The sequence below is a fragment of the Bradyrhizobium sp. USDA 223 genome (genome assembly GCF_044909005.1).
Classification (GTDB): domain Bacteria; phylum Pseudomonadota; class Alphaproteobacteria; order Rhizobiales; family Xanthobacteraceae; genus Bradyrhizobium; species Bradyrhizobium yuanmingense.
Map to the genome: position 1 here is coordinate 3123107 of NZ_JBIYDR010000001.1, position 20565 is coordinate 3143671.

14 protein-coding genes and 2 pseudogenes are annotated in these 20565 nt (G+C 65.0%); 9 read left to right on the forward strand and 7 right to left on the reverse strand.

What is annotated here, in order from left to right; translation table 11 throughout:
* Window positions 1-9: 9 nt before the first annotated feature.
* Complete coding sequence (locus tag ABIA40_RS14545) at window positions 10-1506, reverse strand: CoA-acylating methylmalonate-semialdehyde dehydrogenase (RefSeq protein ID WP_036001072.1); 1497 nt, start codon at window positions 1504-1506, stop codon at window positions 10-12.
* Window positions 1507-1608: 102 nt separating this feature from the next.
* On the opposite strand from ABIA40_RS14545, the gene ABIA40_RS14550 reads away from it, so the two are divergent.
* Window positions 1609-2517: a LysR family transcriptional regulator gene (locus ABIA40_RS14550; RefSeq protein ID WP_271547142.1), complete on the forward strand. Its 909-nt coding sequence runs from the start codon at window positions 1609-1611 to the stop codon at window positions 2515-2517.
* Between the two features lie 136 nt (window positions 2518-2653).
* Here the strand turns inward: ABIA40_RS14550 and ABIA40_RS14555 are convergent, their stop codons facing one another.
* The gene (locus tag ABIA40_RS14555; RefSeq protein WP_157282218.1) at window positions 2654-3274 is read right to left on the reverse strand and encodes a TetR/AcrR family transcriptional regulator; all 621 of its coding nucleotides are present in this window, start codon (window positions 3272-3274) and stop codon (window positions 2654-2656) included.
* Window positions 3275-3338: 64 nt separating this feature from the next.
* A complete protein-coding gene (locus ABIA40_RS14560; RefSeq protein ID WP_157282220.1) occupies window positions 3339-3872 on the reverse strand; it encodes a PaaI family thioesterase in 534 nt (177 codons plus the stop codon).
* 154 nt (window positions 3873-4026) lie between these two features.
* On the opposite strand from ABIA40_RS14560, the gene ABIA40_RS14565 reads away from it, so the two are divergent.
* The 4 genes and pseudogenes from ABIA40_RS14565 (at window position 4027) to ABIA40_RS14580 (ending at window position 9341) form a co-directional block, all read left to right on the forward strand.
* A complete protein-coding gene (locus tag ABIA40_RS14565; RefSeq protein WP_271547143.1) occupies window positions 4027-4797 on the forward strand; it encodes an enoyl-CoA hydratase in 771 nt (256 codons plus the stop codon).
* A gap of 317 nt (window positions 4798-5114) precedes the next feature.
* Complete coding sequence (locus ABIA40_RS14570; RefSeq protein WP_271547144.1) at window positions 5115-6302, forward strand: acetyl-CoA C-acyltransferase; 1188 nt, start codon at window positions 5115-5117, stop codon at window positions 6300-6302.
* 110 nt (window positions 6303-6412) lie between these two features.
* Window positions 6413-7700, forward strand: a pseudogene (locus tag ABIA40_RS14575) (MFS transporter).
* Between the two features lie 164 nt (window positions 7701-7864).
* A pseudogene (locus ABIA40_RS14580) lies at window positions 7865-9341 on the forward strand (FAD-binding oxidoreductase).
* A 78-nt stretch (window positions 9342-9419) separates the two neighbouring features.
* On the opposite strand, the gene ABIA40_RS14585 reads toward ABIA40_RS14580, so the two are convergent.
* From ABIA40_RS14585 to ABIA40_RS14600, 4 genes are all read right to left on the reverse strand, one after another.
* Window positions 9420-10004 carry a hypothetical protein gene (locus ABIA40_RS14585; RefSeq protein ID WP_271547147.1) on the reverse strand — a complete coding sequence of 195 codons (585 nt, stop codon included), beginning with the start codon at window positions 10002-10004 and terminating at the stop codon, window positions 9420-9422.
* Window positions 10005-10284: 280 nt separating this feature from the next.
* Window positions 10285-11982, reverse strand: coding sequence for a GMC family oxidoreductase (locus ABIA40_RS14590; protein ID WP_271547148.1), 1698 nt, complete (start codon window positions 11980-11982; stop codon window positions 10285-10287).
* A 230-nt stretch (window positions 11983-12212) separates the two neighbouring features.
* The gene (locus tag ABIA40_RS14595; protein ID WP_271547149.1) at window positions 12213-13772 is read right to left on the reverse strand and encodes an acyl-CoA carboxylase subunit beta; all 1560 of its coding nucleotides are present in this window, start codon (window positions 13770-13772) and stop codon (window positions 12213-12215) included.
* Complete coding sequence (locus ABIA40_RS14600) at window positions 13702-14676, reverse strand: IclR family transcriptional regulator (RefSeq protein ID WP_157282238.1); 975 nt, start codon at window positions 14674-14676, stop codon at window positions 13702-13704. The genes ABIA40_RS14595 and ABIA40_RS14600 overlap by 71 nt, the downstream gene beginning before the upstream one ends.
* 95 nt (window positions 14677-14771) lie before the next feature.
* Between ABIA40_RS14600 and ABIA40_RS14605 the strand changes: the two genes are divergently transcribed.
* The 4 genes from ABIA40_RS14605 to glsA all read left to right on the forward strand — a co-directional run bounded on the left by ABIA40_RS14605 (window position 14772) and on the right by glsA (window position 20508).
* Complete coding sequence (locus ABIA40_RS14605; RefSeq protein WP_225155874.1) at window positions 14772-14993, forward strand: acetyl-CoA carboxylase biotin carboxyl carrier protein subunit; 222 nt, start codon at window positions 14772-14774, stop codon at window positions 14991-14993.
* Between the two features lie 167 nt (window positions 14994-15160).
* Entirely contained in the window at window positions 15161-16327 is a 1167-nt protein-coding gene (locus ABIA40_RS14610; RefSeq protein WP_271547150.1) for a TAXI family TRAP transporter solute-binding subunit, read from the forward strand.
* A 236-nt stretch (window positions 16328-16563) separates the two neighbouring features.
* Complete coding sequence (locus ABIA40_RS14615) at window positions 16564-18639, forward strand: TRAP transporter permease (RefSeq protein ID WP_404541708.1); 2076 nt, start codon at window positions 16564-16566, stop codon at window positions 18637-18639.
* A gap of 21 nt (window positions 18640-18660) precedes the next feature.
* On the forward strand, window positions 18661-20508 hold the full coding sequence (gene glsA / locus ABIA40_RS14620; protein ID WP_404541710.1) for a glutaminase A: 1848 nt from the start codon (window positions 18661-18663) through the stop codon (window positions 20506-20508).
* Window positions 20509-20565: the final 57 nt, after the last annotated feature.

Consider the following 20565-nt stretch of genomic DNA (forward strand, 5'->3'; position numbering starts at 1 on the left):
TTAAGAGGATTACTTCATCAGCGGAATCGAGAACTCCGCGCCTTCCTTGACGCCCGACGGCCAGCGCGAGGTCACCGTCTTGGTCTTGGTGTAGAAGCGGATCGAGTCCGGGCCGTGCTGGTTGAGATCGCCGAAGCCGGACTTCTTCCAGCCGCCGAAAGTGTAATAGGCGATCGGCACCGGGATCGGCACGTTGATGCCGACCATGCCGACGTTGACCCTGGCCGCGAAGTCGCGCGCGGCGTCGCCGTCGCGGGTGAAGATGGCAACGCCATTGCCGTAGTCGTGGTCCGACGGCAGCGCCAGCGCTTCCTTATAGTCGTGCGCGCGCACCACCGAGAGCACCGGGCCAAAGATCTCTTCCTTGTAGATCCGCATGTCCTTGGTGACGTTGTCGAACAGCGAGCCGCCGAGATAGAAGCCGTTCTCGTAGCCCTGCATCTTGAAGCCGCGCCCGTCGACGGCGAGCGTCGCGCCTTCCTTGACGCCGATGTCGATGTAGCTCTTGACCTTCTCGACCGCCTCGCGGGTCACGAGCGGACCGTAGTCGGCCGACGGATCGATCGAGGTGCCGATCTTGAGCGACTCGACGCGCGGGATCAGCTTTTCCATCAGGCGGTCGGCGGTGGACTTGCCGACGGGGACCGCGACGGAAACGGCCATGCAGCGCTCGCCGGCCGAGCCGTAGCCGGCGCCGATCAGCGCGTCCACGGCCTGGTCCATGTCGGCGTCGGGCATGACGATGGCGTGGTTCTTGGCGCCGCCGAAGCACTGGCAGCGCTTGCCGGTCTGCGCGGCGCGCTCGTAGATGTACTGCGCGATCGGCGTCGAGCCGACGAAGCCGATGGCCTTGATGTCGGGATCGTCGAGGATGGCGTCGACCGCCTCCTTGTCGCCGTTGACGACGTTGAGGATGCCGGCCGGCAGGCCCGCTTCCATCATGAGTTCAGCGAGCAGCATCGGCACGCCGGGGTCGCGCTCCGACGGCTTGAGGATGAAGGCGTTGCCGCAGGCGATCGCGGGCGCGAACTTCCACATCGGGATCATCGCCGGGAAATTGAACGGCGTGATGCCTGCGACGACGCCGAGCGGCTGGCGCATCGAATAGATGTCGATGCCGGGGCCGGCGCCTTCGGTGTACTCGCCCTTCATCAGATGCGGAATGCCGCAAGCGAATTCCGCGACTTCTAGGCCGCGCTGTATGTCGCCCTTGGCGTCGGGGACGGTCTTGCCGTGCTCGCGCGCGAGCAGCTCGGCGAGCTTGTCGTAATCGCGCTGGACCAGCTCGACAAATTTCATCATGACGCGGGCGCGGCGCTGCGGGTTGGTCGCGGCCCATTCGGGCTGTGCGGCACGCGCGTTCTCGACGGCGGCGCGGACTTCGGCCTTGGACGCCAGCGCCACCTTGGCCTGAACGTCACCGGTCATCGGCTCGAAAACGTCGGCGGTGCGGCCAGAGGTGCCCTTGACCTCCTTGCCACCGATGAAATGTCCGATTGAACGCATGGAATGATCTCCTTCAGGCCGAGCGTGGTCGCTTTGACAAATCCTATTGACCTGCATTTTATAGGATTCAAGTCTGAGATAATGCACCATAGATGTGCGAAAATGCTGGATCAAGGCGCTATCGATTGGGACGACTTTCGCTTCGTGCTGGCCATCGTGCGGGGCGGCTCGGTGTCGGCTGCGGCAAAACAGCTGGGGGTCGACCATGCCACCGTGATCCGCCGCGTCGACCGGCTGGAGAAGCACCTCTCGGCCAAGCTGTTCGACCGGCGCAAGACCGGCTACCTCCTCACCGAGGCCGGCCAGCGCGTCGCCGACAGCGCCGAAGCCATGGAATCGACCATTGTTGCCAATCAGGAGCAGGTCGGCGGCTCTGTGGCGCGGCTGACCGGGACGGTGCGGATCGGCGCGCCTGATGGGTTCGGCACCGCCTTCCTGGCGCCGCGGCTGACGCCGTTCGCGGACCGCTATCCCGATCTCGATTTGCAACTTGTGGCAACCGCGCGGCTGTTCAGCCTCTCCAAGCGCGAGGCCGATATCGCCATCAGCCTGACCATGCCCAAGGAAGGCCGCATCGTCGGCCGCAAGCTGCTCGACTACCGCCTCGGGCTCTACGCGGCCCCCACCTATCTCGACCGCTTCCCCAAAATCGCCTCGCGGCAGGATCTGACGCAGCACCGCTTCGTCGGCTACATCGAGGAACTCTTGTTCACGCCGGAACTCGACTATCTGCCGCAGGTGTCGCCGCGAATCTCGGCGCGCTTCCGCAGCGCCAATCTGATCGCCCAGCTCAACGCCACGCTTTCAGGCTTCGGCATCGCGGTGCTGCCGCATTTCATGGCGAGCGACTATCCGCAGCTCGTGGCTGTGCTGCCGGACGAGATCTCGATCACGCGAACGTTCTGGATGCTGATGCACGCCGACAGCAAGGACCTGGCGCGGATCAGGGCCGTGGCCGATTACATCAGCGAGATCGTGGAGCGCGAGCGGGCGTTGTTTGCGGGGCGGTAGACTGCCACTCCCGCAGGGTGGGCAAAGCAGCGAGACGCGCGGATGCGCGGTTCGTGGCGTGCCCACCACAACTGGTTCAATCGTGGAGGGAAGATCGTGGGCACGGCGCTAACGCGCCCACCCTACGGCACCTCGCCTAGTTCTTCGTCTTCTTCAGCATCGTCGCTTTCGCGGGCTCACGCTTCGCTCCCTCGAGCGCGTGGTCTCGGCCCGCCTTCAGCATCTCGTCGGACAATTCGCTCGAGCCGGCGATGCGCGCGAGCAGCATGGTGCCCGCCATCGTCGCCAGCGTCGCGATCGCCTGCTTGCGTGCCGCCTTGCGCGGCATGTTCGGGATGGTGTCGGTCAGGGCCTCGATCATCTCGTCCAGCTTGCCGGCAAAGGCCTTGCGTGTCTTCGGGCTCTCGCGGGCGATCTCGGCTCCCAGCGCGGGAATCGAGCAGCCGTGACCGGGATTGTCGCGATGCAGCGTGGACAAATAGCTTTCCGCGATCAGCGCCAGCCGCTTTTCCGGAGCGACCTCGCCGGTGAGCTTGCGCCAGTGTTCCATCGAACGGTCCATCGCGTAGGCAAAAGCCTCGATCACCAGCGCCTCGCGGGAATCGAAATGCGCGTAAAAGCCGCCGTGGGTCAGGCCCGCCTCCTTCATGAGGTCGGCGACGCCGATACCGTGGGCACCCTTCTCCCGCAGCCGCACCGAGGCCTTCTTCACGATGCGGTCGTGGGTTTCCTGCTTGTGTTCCCGGGAATAGCGCATGCGGAGCTCATTGGATGTCGGAGATCATCTCATAACACGCAAATGACGAAATGGGTGCATTAATTCATGTCAAGTTGCCGCCGATCATGGAAAACGTCGCGGTTGCGTGCACCGCAAGTGCGCCCTTGCCGTCACGGACGAAGCCCTCGGTATAGCTGGTCTGGCGTCCAAGCTTGATCACCTTGCCTTCGGCCGAGATCAGCCCGGAACGCACTGAGAGCGGACGCAGGAACGCCAGCTTCAGCTCGAGGGTCACCGAGCCCAGGCCGGCTTCGAGCCGGGTCGAAATGGCACAGCCCATGGCGGTATCGAGCAACGCGGCCGCGGTCGCTCCGTGGAGCAGACCGATGGTATTTTCGAGATCCTCGCGCGGCTCCAGTTCCATGACAATCCGGCCCGGCTCGACCACGGCCATGGTGAACCCGATCAGCTTGGCAAAGGGCGGCGGCGGCAGCCGGCCGTCGCGGATGCCCAGCATGGTGTCCATGCCCGACAGGCCCATGGCCGCCCGCGCCACCGGCGCAGGCACCTGCCAGTCCACCACGCGCTCGCGCCGCTGCGCAGGCGAAAACAGGTCGGGTTGATCGTCACCGGTCATGGCAGCCTCTTTACATGATAGATATCATACTATGCCACGGACTTCACGCTGGCAACCCGCCTTCCCTGCCGCTTGACAAGAAGCGTGTTTCGGCCCGGAAGTGATCCCGACCGGCGCGCCCCGCGCATGTCCACGAAAGCTTCGAGACTTGACGATGGAAATGCTCAACAATCATTGCGGCGTGACGCGCGATGCGCGCGGCGTCGTTCATGTCGCGATCTGCAACGCCGGCCCGCTCAACATTCTCGGCTCGCCGGTCACCGACGCCGTGCGCGAAGGCCTGCAGCAGCTCGCATCCGACCACAGCATCCGCGTCGTGGTGCTGCGCGGACAGAGCGAGAAGAGCCTGATCGGCGGAGCCGACATCAAGGAGATGGCCGGGCTCGACCAGACATCCGCCGAGGCCTTCATCAGCCGCCTGCGCGATCTTTGCGAGGCAGTTCGCCAGTTTCCTGCTCCGGTGATCGCACGCATGCCCGGCTGGTGCCTCGGCGGCGGGCTCGAAGTGGCCGCGGCCTGCGACTTCCGCATCGCCGCGCACGACGCTCATTTCGGCATGCCGGAGGTGCGTGTCGGCATCCCCTCGGTGATCCATGCCGCGCTGTTGCCGCGCCTGATCGGTTGGGCCCGCGCGCGCTGGCTGGTGATGACGGCGGAGAATATCGATGCGCCGACGGCGCTGGCATGGGGCCTGGTCGACAAGATCGCCGCGCCCGGCGAACTGGATGCCGAGGTCGAGCATCTAGTGAAGGCGCTGCTCGATTGCGGCCCTGAGGCGCTGCGATCGCAGAAGGCACTGCTGCGGCAATGGGAGGAACTTCCGCTGACGGAGTCGGTGAACCTCAGCGTGAAAGTGTTCGGCGAGTCGTTCCTGACGGACGAGCCGACGCGGCTGATGGGCGCGTTTGTGAACCGGAAGCGATAGGCGCGCTGTGATGGGTTAGACTCTTTCCATTTCAAAGGTGTCATGCCCCGGCTTGACCGGGGCATCCAGTACGCCGCAGCCTCTCGGCTCAATCATAGCCGCCTCTGGAATACTGGATCGCCCGGTCAAGCCGGGCGATGACAACGGTGTGTGTGGAACGACCAGCGCTTGATCCCCATCCCGCACAACCTCCCCCCAAACGCACGACCAAATCTCATCCGGCCCACGACATTTTCTCATCCCTGCCGCGGTTGCATTTTTTGCGTCGCATCATATGATGATCATAATCTTACACGTCATCGCCAGGGAGTCTCGTCATGGCCGAACCCGTCGTCATCGTCTCTGCTGCACGCACCCCGCTCGGCCGCTTCATGGGCGAATTGTCGCCGCTCCCCGCGCACAAGCTCGGATCACACGTGATCGGGGCGGCGCTGGAGCGTGCCAAGCTCGCTCCGGAGAAGGTCGACGAGGTCTTCATGGGCTGCGTGCTGCCGGCAGGCCAAGGCCAGGCGCCGGCGCGGCAGGCGGCGCGAAGCGCCGGTCTGCCCGACGCCACTGGCGCGACCACGGTCAACAAGGTCTGCGGTTCCGGCATGAAAGCGACCATGCTGGCGCACGACATCATCCGCGCCGGCTCGGCCGACATCGTCGTCTCCGGCGGCATGGAGAGCATGAGCAACGCGCCCTACCTGCTCGCCAAGGCGCGCGGCGGCTATCGCGTCGGCCATGACCGCATCATCGACCACATGATGATGGACGGCCTGGAGGATGCCTACGAGACCGGCCGTTCGATGGGTGATTTCGGCGAGGCCACGGCAGAAGCCTATCAATTCACTCGCAAGGACCAGGACGCTTATGCGATGGAGACGCTGAGCCGCGCCCGCAAGGCCGTCGAGGGCGGCGTGTTCAAGGCCGAGATCGCGCCGATCACGCTGACCGAAAAGGCCGGCCCGCGCGTGATCGCCAATGACGAGCATCCGCTCAAGGTCGACCCCGCCAAGATCCCCGGATTGAAGCCGGCATTCCGCGCCAACGGCACCATCACGCCGGCCGCCTCCTCCGCCAATGCCGACGGCGCCGCCGCGCTGGTGCTGACGAAGCGCGCGCTTGCCGACCGGGGCGGCCTGCCTGTTCTCGCCGAGATCAAGGGCCACGCCACCCACAGCCAGGAGCCGCAATGGTTCACCACGGCGCCGATCCCGGCGATCCGCAAGCTGCTGGACAAGGTCGGCTGGAGTGCGGGCGACGTCGACCTGTTCGAGATCAACGAGGCCTTTGCCGTGGTGGCAATGGCGGCACAGCGCGACCTCGGCATTCCCCGCGAGAAGCTCAATATCAACGGCGGTGCCTGCGCGCTGGGCCACCCGATCGGCGCCACCGGCGCGCGGCTGATCGTGACGCTGCTGCATGCGCTGGAGGCCAATAACCTCAAGCGCGGCATCGCCGCACTCTGCATCGGCGGCGGCGAAGCCACTGCGATTGCGGTGGAGCGCCGCGCCCGCTGACGCAGACGTCCGAAAACGAGGGAACTCTGTCATTTGCGACAGACACATCCCGTGTCATTCTCTACACTGACGCAGGTCTGTTGCGGCCTGCCCATCCACGTTGAGGCCCGATGATCTCGAACTGGCTCGCGGCAGCACTGTCCCGCCGCAACGTCCACTACGGCTGGGTGATGGTCGGCGTGACCTTCCTCACCGCGCTGATCAGCGCCGGCACGGTCGGCGCGCCCGGCGTGTTCATCGTTCCCCTGCAGAAGGAGTTCGGCTGGAGCACGGCGGAGATCTCGTCCGCGCTGTCGATCCGCTTCATCCTGTTCGGGCTGATGGCGCCGTTCGCGGCCGCCCTGCTCAACCGCTATGGCCTGCGCAACGTCACGCTGGCCGCCCAGCTGATCGTGGTCTCGGCGCTCGTGCTCTCGCTCGGCATGACGGAGGTCTGGCAGCTCATCGCCCTCTGGGGCGTGGTGATCGGGATCGGAACCGGCATGACTGCCTTGGTGCTCGGCGCGACCATCGCCACGCGCTGGTTCGCGGCAAGACGCGGCCTCGTCATCGGCATCATGACCGCAAGCGTTGCCACCGGGCAGCTCGTGTTCCTGCCGCTGCTGGCGAGCCTCACCGAACGCTATGGCTGGCGTCTCGCGCTGCCTCGTCTGCATCATGCTCGTTATTTCGTCGCTGGCGGTGCTGCTCGCGATGCGTGACCGGCCGAGCGACGTCGGCCTGCGGCCGTTCGGCGACGAAGGCACCGAACCTTTGCCGGCGCCGCCGGTCAGCCACGGCTCGATCACGGGCGTTGCGCTCGGCACGCTGCGCGACGCCTCGACATCGATGGCGTTCTGGATTCTGTTCGCGACCTTCTTCGTCTGCGGCGCCTCCACCAACGGCCTCGTGCAGGTGCACCTGATCCCGATGTGCCTCGATTTCGGTATCCCGCAGGTGCAGGCAGCGAGCCTGCTGGCGGCAATGGGCATCTTCGACTTCTTCGGCACGATCATGTCGGGCTGGTTGTCCGACCGTTACGACAACCGCTGGCTCCTGTTCTGGTACTACGGTTTGCGCGGGCTCTCGCTGATCTTCCTCCCCTTCAGCGACTTCTCCTTCTACGGCCTCTCGGTGTTCGCGATGTTCTATGGTCTCGACTGGATCGCGACGGTACCGCCGACGGTGCGGCTCACCGCGCAGAAGTTCGGGCCCGAGCGCGCCAATCTGGTATTCGGCTGGATCTTCGCCGGCCATCAGCTCGGCGCCGGTGCCGCGGCGTTTGGCGCAGGCTTCTCGCGGACCGTCTATCAGAGCTATCTGCCCGCCTTCTTCATCGCCGGCGCGCTCTGCGTGTTCGCGGCCCTGATCGTGCTGGCGCTGTCGCGGCAGCCGAAACTGCAACCCGCGACGGCCTGAAGCCGGCCTACGACCCGATCGTGATGGTGACGCCTGACCCGGCGGCGTCACCATCCACAAGACGCGCTCGGCCACATTCCCATTAGACTCCTCGCGCCAAACGTGGACAATGCCCTTCGCACGTCACCGTGCGCAGTGCACACCAAGATGCGCCAGAGGAAACAATGCCGGCTGCCTTCCCATCGTCCCCACCCGTCATCCCAACCGCCCCCTTGACCGCCGAGATGCGCGATGCGTTGCGCGCGATCGTCGGCGAGAAAGGCCTGATCGAGGACGAGCATGGCAAGCAGCCGTTTGTGACGGATTGGCGGGGATTGCTGGTTGGCGGCGCCGGGGCCGTTGTTCGCCCTGGCAGCACCGAGGAGGTCTCGAAAGTGGTCCGGCTCTGCCATGCGCATGGCGTCGCGATCGTGCCGCAGGGCGGCAACACCGGCCTGATGGGTGGGGCGACGCCCTGGCCTGTGCACACCGGCATCGTGCTGTCGCTCGGCCGCATGAACCGCGTGCTGGATGTCGATCCCGTCGGCTATTCGATGACGGTCGAGGCCGGCTGCGTGTTGCAGACGCTTCAGGAGACAGCAAGCGAGCACGACCGCTTCCTGCCGCTCAGTCTCGGTGCCCAGGGCTCCTGCATGATCGGCGGCAATCTCTCCACCAACGCCGGCGGCGTGCAGGTGCTGCGCTACGGCAATGCCCGCAATCTCGTGCTGGGGCTCGAGGTCGTCTTGCCGAACGGCGAGATCTGGGACGGATTGCGCGCGCTCAAGAAGGACAACACCGGCTACGACCTCAAGCACCTGTTCATGGGCGCCGAGGGGACGCTGGGCGTCATCACCAAGGCCGTGCTCAAGCTGTGGCCGGCGCCGAAGGACGTCTGCACGGCGTGGCTGGCGGTCCGCGATCCCCGCGCGGCGCTGGAAATCCTGTCGGAGGCGCACGCGGCATCCGAGGACAATGTCGGCTCCTGCGAGCTGCTCAGCCGGGCGGCCATTGACCTTTCCCTGCGCCACATTCCCGGCACGCAGGATCCGCTGAAGGCGGACACGCCCTGGTACCTGCTGCTGGAATGGTCGTCGGCGCGCCCGCGGCAGGACGGAACCGAGGGCATGTCCGGCAAGATGGAGCAGTTTCTCGCCGATCAGCTCGAAGCCGGCCGCGTGCTGGATGCGACGATCGCGCACACATTCGGTCAATCCGCGCAACATGTGGCGCATCCGCGAAGCCATGGCGGAGGCCTCCCGCGCCGAGGGACCGGGGATCAGTTTCGACGTGTCGGTGGCGATCTCCAGAATCCCGGAGTTCATCGACAAGGGCCTCAAGGCCGTGCTCGACATTCTCCCGACCATTCGGCCCTATCCGCTCGGGCATATCGGCGACGGCAATCTGCACTTTTCGTTCATGGGTCCGAAGGGCATGGACCAGCAGACGCTGAACCAATACACGGCTGCCATCACGCGCGCCGTGAACGATCTCGTCACTTCCCTGGGCGGCTCGATCTCGGCGGAGCACGGCATCGGCATCGACAAGCTCGACGAGCTCAGCCACTACCGCTCGAAGACCGAGCTCGACATCATGCGCACCATCAAACGCGCGCTCGATCCGCACAACATCATGAATCCCGGCAAGGTGCTCCGGCTGTGATCGGCTCGGCGCCCGGCGTTGGCGGGTCGCAAAGTTGTTGCGACCCGTCCGCCGTTTTTGGAGTGCTATCCTCTGTCCTCAAGCCACCGAGCCGCCGCGCGGGTTGACAACCGTATACCCTCGCAGCGAGCGCGCGTGGATTCGCGTCGCGCGCCCACCCGAGTTGGCGTCATAGGCCATCCAGACGTCGCCTCCGAGGTGCTGCTCAAGGACGAACACGTGTCCTCGTCGCGCAGCAACCATTCCCGGTGCGGGTGATGTCCGCGGAAAGCGGAGCCAATTGGACGCAAGATTTAATTCCGGCACGATACGGCCGAACACGCGCAGAGCCGCGCCGCAGCCGCAGAACGAGGAGGGACAACCGGCCGGACGGCCACCGACGACGCGAGCGCCGTGGACAGTCGCCGGCGTGGTCGTGCTCCCAGCATCAGTCACCGTCAGTTGTGTCGAGCGGTACGCTTGCAGTGTGGGCCTGGAAATCAGCGAAGATCTGGAAGCCAGTGAGGGCCTGGAAGCCCGCTCGCGTCGCGCCTGCGAATAGGAGAAGTCGCAGGGCATGGTGACGTTGCATTCAGGAGCTTGATGAATGCGATAAGGGCGCGCTTCCGAAGCGATAGAACCCAGGATAACGAGGACGCACGCAGAAAATACTCGCTTGAACATTGCAGGACTCCAATGAGAGACCCTGCCCCGGGCAACGAGAAACCAATAACAGTTTGGCTGAAATGGGCCTAAAGCGCGGCTGAAAATGGCTGCGATCGTGCGCCACGACTGCACGATCTCATAGCCTACACGTAGCGCCTGAGATGATTAACTCGCAGCGCTCGAATGCTCGATCAGCGCGTCAAGCTCGCGGCATGCAACCAAGTCGGTCCGCGCAAGGCAAGTATCCATCAGCGCTCCTCCTCCCTGCACTGCCCGGATCGCCAGAACTCGCTGCCGCTCATTGCATCATTGCGGCCGCGATCTTCTCCGCCGACATCAACACCGGAAAGTTGGTGTTGGCGCACGGCACCACCGGGAATATCGAGGCATCAACGACGCGCAGGCCCTGCACGCCCTTGACGCGGCCCTGATTGTCGACCACCGCCATTGGATCCTCAGTGCGGCCCATGCGGCACGAGCACGAGGCGTGCCAGACGCCGATCGTCGCCTTGCGCACGAAGGCTTCCAGGGCCTCGTCATCGTTCATCACCTGATCGAAGGTGAAGCCTTCGACGACGAAATTGTCGATCATGTAGTGACGCAGCGCCGCCGGCCCGTCCATCAGGGCCGCGGCGATCGTGGTGAGAATCTTGTTCCTGGTGTTGACCACGCCGATCTTGCGGACGCGATCGGTATAGGCGGCCGGAAACGGCTTGTCCGTCACCTTCCTGACCACCTCGCTCATCTGGATCGCCGCCATCTTACGGAAACCGCTCATCAGGCGATCGAGATCGCGGCGGTCGGACAGCAGATTGAACTCGACGATCGGCTCTGCGGAGGGATCGCGCGAGGCGAGCTTGACCTGTCCGGTCTCGGAATAGGTCTTGTTGACGAAGGTCAGGAGCGAGCCGATCTGCGCGCCGACGGCGTGCCAGGCCGATTTGCTGATGACGACGACGAACATGTCGCCCTTGGGCACATCAGGCAGCCCGGAGGAGTAGCGCAGGCCGAGCTGCATGTGACGCCTGGTGTGCTCGTTCATGCGCGCGCCGCGGCGGACAAAGGACGACAGCGAGATCGAGGGATGATCCATCAGCCGTTGGCCGACCCCCGGCAAGGCCGCCAGCACGGGAATGCCCAGGTCCTTGAGGTGACCGATGGGGCCGATGCCGGCGCGGAGCAGATGCGCCGGCGAATGAATGGCGCCGCTCGAGAGGATGATCTCGCGCCCGCGGAATTCCTGCTCGCGTCCGTCGACCATCGCCTTCACGCCGACGCAGCGCGTGCCTTCGAACAGCAGCTCTCGTACCTGCGTGTTGGTGGAGATCGCAAGGTTCACGCGCGCGCGGGTGCCGCGATCGAGATACCCCATCGCGGCCGAGACGCGCTGCTCGGCCTGATTGGAATGCGTCACCGGGAAAAAGCCGTCGACGAATTCGCCGTTCTGGTCGGCCACGAATTGATGGCCGGCCTGCTGGAAGGCTTGCGCGAACGCCTCCGAATGCCGCGTCCAGTGCTCGCGCGGGATGCGGCGGACCGGGATCCTGCCGTCCTTGCCGTGATACGGTCCGTCGAAATCGAGGTCGCGCTCCACCTTCTTGAAGAACGGCAGCACGTCGGCCCACGACCAGCCCTCGGCGCCGCGCGCCTCCCATTCATCGTAGTCGGTCGGCGCGCCGCGGTTGGCCATCTGCCCGTTGATCGACGAGCCCCCGCCCAGCACGCGCGCCTGCTCGTATTTGCGCAAGGGAGGCCGCGACTCCTCGGCATTGTTGTGGCTGACGACTTGCGTCGTCACCTTGAGCTCGGTCCAGTGAAAGCGCGGATCGAAATAGGCGGTGCCGGGATAGCTGTCCCTGATCTCGGCCGGCTCGTTGCCGGGTGGCGTGTCCTGACCGGCTTCGCAGAGCAGGACCTTGTTGGCGCTCCTGGCGGAGAGCCGGTGGGCCAGCACGGACCCCGCCGAGCCGCCGCCCACGATGATGAAGTCGTACACGATTGGCGCTTCCTCTTGTTCTTGTTGGCGGAGCTTAGCGCGTTATTGTTTTCTACTGGAAGGGCTTTGGGTGTCCCGGACGCGCAGCAACGCCTTAGGCGTTGCTGCGCTGAGCCGGGACCCAGGAGGCTGCGAGCACGCTGTTGCATGGCCCCGGCTCTGCAGCGCACCGCTGAAGAAGCGCTGCGCTGCGTCCGGGGCACGAGCGTCACGGCTTGGCACGGGGATGCCTACGGCCTGATCGAAAAGTTCTCCGGCGGCCCTGGCTTTCGCAGCGGCTCCGCCAGCCTCGCGAACTCGCACAGGAGCGATCGCGTCTTCCTGGGATCGATGATCTCCTCGACCCAGAATTTTTCGGCCGAGCGGAACGGCGAGCGGAGCTTGTTGAGCCGCTCCTCGATCTCCTTCAGCTTCGCCGCCTTGTCTTCCGCCGCGTCGATGTCGGCGCGGTAGGCGGCTTCGATGCCGCCTTCGAGCGGCAGCGAGCCCCAATAGGCCGAGGGCCAGGCATAGCGGATCGAGAAGCGGTCGGCCGGCTGGTGCACGACACCGGCGACGCCGAACGCGTTGCGCAGGATCACGGTGCACCAGGGCACGGTGGTCTGGTTCACCGCCGCCATGGCGCGCACGCCGTGGCGGATGGTGGCGGCCTTCTCCGCATCGAGGCCGATCATGAAGCCGGGGCAATCCATGAGATAGACGACCGGCAGGTGGAAGGTCTCGGCGAAGTCGACCCAGCGCACCACCTTCTGGCAGGCATCCGCGGTCCAGGATCCGCCATAGTGGAAGCTGTCGCTGGCGAGCAGCAGCACCGCCCTGCCCTCGAGCCGCGCGAGACCGACAATGATCGGCTTGCCGAAGTTCTTCCCGACCTCGAAGAACGAGCCCTTGTCGACGACGGACTCGATGATGGGCCGCATCTTGTAGACCTGCTTGCGGTTGCGCGGCACCGCGTTCATCAGCGCTTCGTCGCCGCGCTCGGGGTTGTCGGTGCAGGGCAAGGTCGGCGGCAGCTCGTAGACCGACGACGGCAGGTAGGAGAGAAAGCGCCGCGCGCAGGCGAACGCCTCTTCCTCAGTGTCGACGGCGTGATCGACCGCGCCGGCGCGGGTCTGGATGTCAGCGCCGCCGAGCTCCTCCTTGGTAAGGTCCTGCCCCAGCGCCTTCACCACCGGCGGACCGGCGACGAACATCGCGGACTTCCGTGTCATGATGGAATAGTGGCTGGCGGCAAGACGCGCGGCGCCCAGGCCCGCCACCGAGCCGAGGCCGAGTGCGACCACCGGCACGCGCGACAGATTCTCCGTCGTGAAGCGATACCAGCGCGTGCCACCGATGCCGCCGGGCAGATTGGCCGCGCCCTTGGTCTCGATGGTCTTGACCGAGCCGCCGCCGCCGGAGCCTTCGATGATGCGGACGATGGGCAGCCGGAAATCGTGCGCCATCTCCTCCGCCATCAGCGGCTTGGCCGAGATCGACGCATCCGCCGAGCCGCCGCGCACGGTGAAATCATCACCGACCACGACCAATGTGCGGCCGTCGACGCGCGCGCGGCCGAACACGCAATTGGCCGGCGTGAGCTTCTTCAGATCGCCGCTGGAATCGTACTCACCGATGCCGGAGACGGCACCGATCTCGTGAAAGCTGCCTTTGTCGATCAGCTTGTCGATACGCTCCCGAACAGTCAGCCGGCCCTGGTCATGCTGTCGCTTGACCTTGTCAACGCCGCCCATCTCCCGCGCGAAGGCTTCGCGCCGGGCGAGCTCGTCGAGTTCCGGCTTCCAGTTCATTCACTCCCTCCGAATGGATCGGCTTGTTATTATTGTGCACGGCCATGGCGACCGGCTTACGCGAGATACGGTTGTTGAAGGCGTCGCCTTCCGCGCCTTCCATCAGGCTGCCGAGCGAGCGGCCAAGCTGGAGCATCAGCGGTGCGACTTCGTCGTGCAGACGCTGCTCGTCATACATCGCCGACAGAAGACCGATCGTGATGACCACGAAGGTCTGGTACTGCGGCGACCAGATCGGCACCGCGAGGCCGTTGATGTGCGGACTCCAGAGGCCGCAGGCGACAACATAGCCGCGCTCGCGCAGCATCTGCCGGTTGGCCTCGATGCGGGGCTTGAGAATCTTCGCAGCTTCGGGGGCTTCGCGCTCCATGTCTGCGACGAAGGCATCTCCAACTTCCGGCGCCAAGGCCGCGGTATAGGCTGCGCCTGCGGCGGTCGAGGCCATCGAGATGCGGCTGCCGGTGCCCTCGTGCAAACCGAGCGCATTCGGCGAGCGCGCGAACTGGAGATAGACGAGATGGAAGCGGTCGGGGACGACGAACCCGACCGTGCCCGGCAGCTGCTCGGCGACTTCCTGCAGCCGCTGGCGAATCATGCTGCGCAGCTGCGCGCCCTTCATCATCGAAGCACTCATCGCCACCGCGCTGGGGCCGATGCGATACTTCTGGTCGCGTGGGAGATACACGAGCTGGCCCATGCGGGTCAGCGTATGCGTGAGCCGCGACACCGTCGAACGCGGCAGACCGCAGCGATTTGAAATCTCGAGATTGCCGAGTCGCGCCTCGTGGCCCTCGAAGCATCGCAATACGTCGAACGCGCGCGACACCACCTGGATCACATCACCCTCACCGGCTTCGCCAGCGAGCGCACCTTGCCTACTCAACCGCTCCGAACGTCGTCCCATGATCCCTACCGTTGTGTTCCGCTGTGCGGAATTAAATTCCACTTGCAGACGACGCTACCTCAGGCATTTTGCGACGACAACAAAAAGGCGATGGCATGCCAGAAATTAAGATCGTCACGGAGGTCGCGGGACGCATCTGCGCGACTCTCGTGCAAGTTGGAGGAACCGTCGCGGATGGCGATGACGTTGTGGTGGTCGAAGCGATGAAGATGGAGATCCCAGTGCCCTCGCCCGCAAACGGCACCATCACATCGCTTCTGGTAAAGGTCGATGACGTCGTTGCGGAGGGACAGGCGATCGCGATCGTCGCGAGTTGAGCGTCTTATCCGGTCTTTTCCGCGACAATGTGTCAGTCGCATTCCCGCGCGCGCTGTACGACGTTGCCATCGCTTGATGGCGGTGACATGATCGGTTTCAAACAAAACGTTGTTTCAAACAAAGAATGAAAATCTTCGCGGCAAAGCGAGGATCATTGGAGGGAAACATGCTTCGTGGGCTGCTCGTGCTCGCGCCTGCTCTGGTGGCGGGCGTTTCTTTTGCGTCTACACGCTATTCGTTCGCCGAAGACATCAAGCTGCCGGCGACATTGACCTTCACCGCCTATGACACCGGCACCGCCGGCTTCAACATCGCCGTCGGCGTCGGCAAGATGATGAAGGACAAGTACGGCACCGACGTGCGCGTGCTCCCCGCAGGCAACGACGTCGCGCGCCTCGCGCCGCTGCGCGCCAAGCGCGCGGTGTCCGCGGCGATGGGATCGGGCACCTACTTCGCGCAGGAAGGCGTGTTCGAGTTCGGCTCGAAGGAATGGGGGCCGCAACCGCTGCAGACCCTGCTCTCGACCGTCGACTGCAATTGCGCCTCGCTTGCGGTGGCCGCCGACACCGGCGTGAAGGAGCTGAAGGACCTCAAGGGCAAGCGCGTCGGCTTCGTGGTCGGCTCGCCCGCGCTAAACCAGAACTCGCTCGCGGTGCTCGCCTTCGCCGGGCTGACGCAAAAGGACGTCAAGGCTGTCGAATTCGCCAGCTACGGCGCGATGTGGAAAGGGCTGATCAACAACGACGTCGATGCCGCCTTCGGCACCACCATCACCGGTCCCGCCAAGGAGGCCGAGGCTTCGCCGCGCGGGTTGATCTGGCCGCCGCTGCCCGCCAAGGACAAGGAGGGTTGGACGCGGATGCAGAAGGTCGGCTCATTCTTCTTCCCGCAGCTTGCGACTTGCGGTGCCGGCATCTCGCCGGAGAAGCCGATCGAGCTCGGCAATTATCCCTATCCGATCTTCGTCGCCTACGCCTCGCAACCGGCCGACCAGGTCTATGCGATCACCAAGGCGATGATCGTCAACTACGACGCTTATAAGGACTCCGCGCCTGGCGCCGGCGGACTCGCGGCCAACCGCCAGACCAAGAACTGGGTGGTGCCGGTGCATCCCGGCGCGGTGAAGGCGTTGAAAGAGGCCGGCCAATGGAGCGACGCTCAGGAGGCACACAACAACCAGCTGATCAAGCGGCAGGAGGTGCTGGCGGCCGCCTGGGCCGATTACGGCAAGTCCAATCCGCCGTCGGACGACAAGGCGTTCCTCGACGGCTGGACGAAGGCGCGTGCCGCGGCGCTAGCGAAAGCCGGCATGCCGAACGGGTTCGAGGAATAGAGTGAGGTGTTGTTAGGCGTGATCGTTGCCTCGCGAGAAGTGCGCCCCCTCTCCCGCTTGCGGGAGAGGGTTGGGGAGAGGGTGCCTCCGCGGTGGGATTCCCCCAGAGGAGAAAGCCCTCACCCGGCGCTTCGCGCCGACCTCTCCCGCACGCGGGAGAGGTTGAGCGCGGGACCAGAGCGGTTCAAACAACTGCCGTTTGCCTAATTGCGTTCACCAGCCCACGCGCGGGATCGATGATGTCCTCTTCCACTTCCACCGTCCCGCAAGACGCGCCCAAGCGCGTCGTATTCGATGATCCCCATGGCGCCGCCGGCAACATGCAGGAAGCGGAAGTCACGCGCGTCCGCACGTTGCGCGGCGCGTGGCGCTGGACGCTGATTGTTGCGACCGCCGCGACGATCCTGCTCTGCATCAACCAGCAATTCTCGCTGCGCTTCTTCGTCGGATACACCCAGCTCAACACGGAATATTTCTATCTCCTGATCGCGTTGATGCTGCCATTCACGTTCCTGATCTTTCCGGGCACCGGACGCGCGCCGCTCGACCGCGTTCCCTGGTATGACCTCGTCTTATTCGTCGTGACCTTCGCGGCGGCGCTCATACTGATGGTTAACGTGCGCAAGGCGGCGGAGGCCGGCTGGGAATTCGGCGGCGCGCCCAACACGGTGATCGCCGCAGGCCTCGTGATGTGGGTGATGCTGATGGAGGCGTTGCGCCGCACCGGCGGCTGGAGCCTGCTCCTCAGCGTGCTGCCCTTCACCGTCTATCCGCTGTTCGCGGAGGCTGGCTGGCTCGGGCCGTTCCGTGGCACGCAATCGACGCTCGAGCAGGCGACCGCCTATCACGTGCTCTCGGGCGAGAGCCTGCTCGGCATTCCCATCCAGGCCTTTGCCGACACCGTGATCGGCTTTTTGGTGTTCGGCACCGCGCTGATGATGACGGGCGCCGGAAAATTCTTCATCAATCTTTCCTTCGCCATGTGCGGCACCTTTCGCGGCGGCGCGGCAAAAGTCTGCATCTTTGCCAGCGGCCTGCTCGGCATGATGTCGGGCTCGATCATCTCCAACGTGCTCACGGCGGGAACCATGACCATCCCCGTGATGAAAAAGAGCGGCTTCCGCGCGTCCTATGCCGCGGCGATCGAGGCCTGCGCCTCGACCGGCGCGGTGCTGGCTCCACCGGTGATGGGCGCGACCGCTTTCGTCATCGCGCAATTCCTCAACGTCAGCTACGCCGACGTCGCGGTCGCCGCGATCATTCCCGCAGTGCTCTACTATGTCGGCCTGTTCATGCAGGTCGATGCCTATGCCGCGCGCCACAAGCTGAAGGGCATTCCGCGCGCCGAGCTGCCGCGGATCATGGACACGATCAAGGACGGCTGGTACTACGTCTTCGTCATCGCGCTTCTGATCGTGATGCTGCTCTATTTCAAGCGCGAGAGCCACGCGCCGTTCTACGCCACCGCGCTGCTGCTGGTCCTCAACCAGTTCTTCTCCAAGGAGACGCGCTGGACATTTGCGACGATCGGCAAGTTCCTGGAGGTCAACGGCCGCACCTTCGTCGAGCTGGTCGGCATCCTCGCCGGCTGCGGCCTCTTGATCGGCGCGTTCTCGATGACGGGCGTGGTGTCGAGCCTCGCCAACGACCTCCTGCACATCGCCGGCGACAATGCCTTCCTGCTGCTCGGCATGTGCGCGCTCACCAGCCTCATTCTCGGCCTCGGCCTGACGACGACGGCCTGCTACATTTTCCTCGCCATCCTGGTCGCGCCGGCGCTGGAGAAGCTCGGCCTCAACCGCATGGCCGTGCACATGTTCATCTTCTACTGGGGTATGCTGTCATCGATCACTCCGCCGGTCGCGATCGCCTCCTTCGCGGCCGCCGGCATCGCCGGCTCGCCGGCCATGAAGACGGGCTGGGAATCGATGTGGGTCGGCAGCATCATCTATTTCCTGCCGTTCTTCTTCGTGCTCAATCCGGCGCTGGTGCTGCAGGGCTCGAGCCCCTATCTCGCCGGCCTCGGCCTGATGGGCCTCGCTGCCCTCGGCACGCTGTTCATCTGCGGCGGCATCCAGGGCTACCAGCCGTTCGTCGGCGACTTGCGCGGTACAGGCAGTCTGGAATGGCCCATCCGTGTGCTGCTGGTGATCGGCGGCTTCGTGGTAGCGACCCCCGGCGGCGGCATCATGCCGCTGTCGCAGATGCAGGTGACGCTGCTCGGCCTTGGCATCCTGCTGCCGACGATCCTGATCGCGCTTCTCCTGGTCCGGCGCCAGCCTGTGATGCCGGACGGGTTGCGCGTACCCTGATTGCGTTGCACAAGGGTGGCGATGAAACCGCTCTCGCCTCTCGCCAGCGCTTGGACCCGTTCGAAGCCGCCCCTGCTGCGGTTCCTGGACAATTGCCTCAGCGAGTTCTCCGCCGAGACGTCGGGCCATGTCGCCAATTACATTCCCGAGCTCGGCAAGGCCGACCCCGCCTATTTCGGCATCAGCCTCGCGACGCTGGACGGCCATGTCTATGAAGTCGGCGACTCCAGGGTGCCCTTCACCATCCAGTCGATGTCGAAACCCTTCGTGTTCGCGCTGGCGCTGGACCTGCTCGGCGCCGGCAAGGTCGAAGGTGCGATCGGCGTCGAGCCCTCCGGCGATCCCTTCAACTCGATCCGGCTCAATTCGGAGAACCATCCGTTCAACCCGATGGTCAATGCCGGCGCGATCGCCTGCACCGGGTTGATCTACGACAGCAAGGGCGCGGAGGCTTTCGAGCAGATCCGCCTTGCGCTCAGCCGTTTTGCAGGCCGCGACCTCTCCGTCGACGAGGCGGTCTATGCTTCCGAAAGCCAGACCGGCGACCGCAACCGCGCCATCGGCTATCTGCTCAAGACCAACGCGGTGATCTCGGACAACGTCGCCGGCGTGCTCGACGTCTATTTCCGGCAATGCGCCGTGCTGGTGACCGCGCGCGACATCGCGGTCATGGCGGCGACGCTCGCCAATCGCGGCATCAATCCGGTCACCGGCGAGCAGGTGCTGAGCGCCTACGCGATCTCGCGCACTCTTTCGGTGATGACCTCGTCGGGCATGTACGACTATGCCGGCGAGTGGATCTACCGCATCGGCATCCCCGCCAAGAGCGGCGTCGGCGGCGGCATCCTGGCCGCGCTCCCGGCCCGCCTCGGGCTCGGCAGCTATTCGCCAAAGCTCGACAAGCACGGCAACAGCGTGCGCGGCATCAAGGTCTGCGAGGCGCTGTCCTCGCACTACGACCTGCACATGCTCAACCGCAGCGACGATGCGCGCAACGCCGTCATCGCCGACTACGACATCGGCAAGAGCCCGTCGCGCCGCGTGCGCCGTCCGCAGGAGCGCGAGATTCTCGCCGCGCACGAGCAGGAGGTGCGCATCATCGAGCTGGTCGGCACGCTGTCGCTGTCGGCGGTCGATTACGTCTCGCGCCGGCTCGCGGGACGACCGCGGCCGCAATTCGTGATCTTCGATCTGCACCGCGTGACCTCGACTACGCGGGCCGGCGCGCGGCTGGTGGCCGAAGCGTTCGAGGAATTGGCTGCGCTGAATGTCACGGTGGTCTTGTCCGGCGTCCGGCGCGCCTCCAAGGAATGGAATACCTTACGCGAATGGACCGCCGAGCTGAAGAACGTGCGCGACTTCTATCTGCTCGACACTGCGATCGAATGGGCCGAAGACCAGATCGTCTATCGCTACGGCGGCTCGATCGATTTTCACGAGACCACCGAGCTTGCCGAACAGCCCCTGCTGACAGGGCTGAGCGAGGAAGAGCTGACGGATCTCGCCTCGCTCTGCACCATCAGGACCTATCAATCCGGCGCGAAGATCCTCACGGCCGGCGACCCCGCCGATGCCCTGTACTTCCTGCGCAGCGGCGCCGTGCACGTCACCTTGCCCGACGGCGTCAGGCTGGCGACGCTCACCGCCGGCATGGCGTTCGGCGAGATGGCGCTGCTGGAGCAAACCCGCTCCGCCGACGTGTTCGTCGACATGGCAGCGACGGCATGCGAGGTGCCGCTGAAGGATTTCGAGCGCTTCCGCAAGCAGCACCCCCGCGCCAGCGAATGCATCATGCGCAACCTGGCCCAGCTCCTGGCCGACCGCCTGATCGTCGCCAACGCCAAGGTGGATATTCTGACCTCGACGTGAGCGCAGAGGTTTTCACCTCTCCCCGACGGGGAGAGGTGTAGCGGCTTCCCTGTCCGC

What these genes read in the sequence shown, in the direction of transcription:
- ABIA40_RS14570 (WP_271547144.1), top strand. Translation starts at nt 5,115, where the DNA reads ATGGCCGAACCCGTCGTCATCGTCTCTGCTGCACGCACCCCGCTCGGC.
- ABIA40_RS14605 (WP_225155874.1), top strand. Translation starts at nt 14,772, where the DNA reads ATGCCAGAAATTAAGATCGTCACGGAGGTCGCGGGACGCATCTGCGCG.
- ABIA40_RS14565 (WP_271547143.1), top strand. Translation starts at nt 4,027, where the DNA reads ATGGAAATGCTCAACAATCATTGCGGCGTGACGCGCGATGCGCGCGGC.
- ABIA40_RS14600 (WP_157282238.1), bottom strand. Translation starts at nt 14,676, where the DNA reads ATGGGACGACGTTCGGAGCGGTTGAGTAGGCAAGGTGCGCTCGCTGGC.
- glsA (WP_404541710.1), top strand. Translation starts at nt 18,661, where the DNA reads ATGAAACCGCTCTCGCCTCTCGCCAGCGCTTGGACCCGTTCGAAGCCG.
- ABIA40_RS14595 (WP_271547149.1), bottom strand. Translation starts at nt 13,772, where the DNA reads ATGAACTGGAAGCCGGAACTCGACGAGCTCGCCCGGCGCGAAGCCTTC.
- ABIA40_RS14550 (WP_271547142.1), top strand. Translation starts at nt 1,609, where the DNA reads ATGCTGGATCAAGGCGCTATCGATTGGGACGACTTTCGCTTCGTGCTG.
- ABIA40_RS14545 (WP_036001072.1), bottom strand. Translation starts at nt 1,506, where the DNA reads ATGCGTTCAATCGGACATTTCATCGGTGGCAAGGAGGTCAAGGGCACC.
- ABIA40_RS14560 (WP_157282220.1), bottom strand. Translation starts at nt 3,872, where the DNA reads ATGACCGGTGACGATCAACCCGACCTGTTTTCGCCTGCGCAGCGGCGC.
- ABIA40_RS14610 (WP_271547150.1), top strand. Translation starts at nt 15,161, where the DNA reads ATGCTTCGTGGGCTGCTCGTGCTCGCGCCTGCTCTGGTGGCGGGCGTT.
- ABIA40_RS14585 (WP_271547147.1), bottom strand. Translation starts at nt 10,004, where the DNA reads ATGTTCAAGCGAGTATTTTCTGCGTGCGTCCTCGTTATCCTGGGTTCT.
- ABIA40_RS14615 (WP_404541708.1), top strand. Translation starts at nt 16,564, where the DNA reads ATGATGTCCTCTTCCACTTCCACCGTCCCGCAAGACGCGCCCAAGCGC.
- ABIA40_RS14555 (WP_157282218.1), bottom strand. Translation starts at nt 3,274, where the DNA reads ATGCGCTATTCCCGGGAACACAAGCAGGAAACCCACGACCGCATCGTG.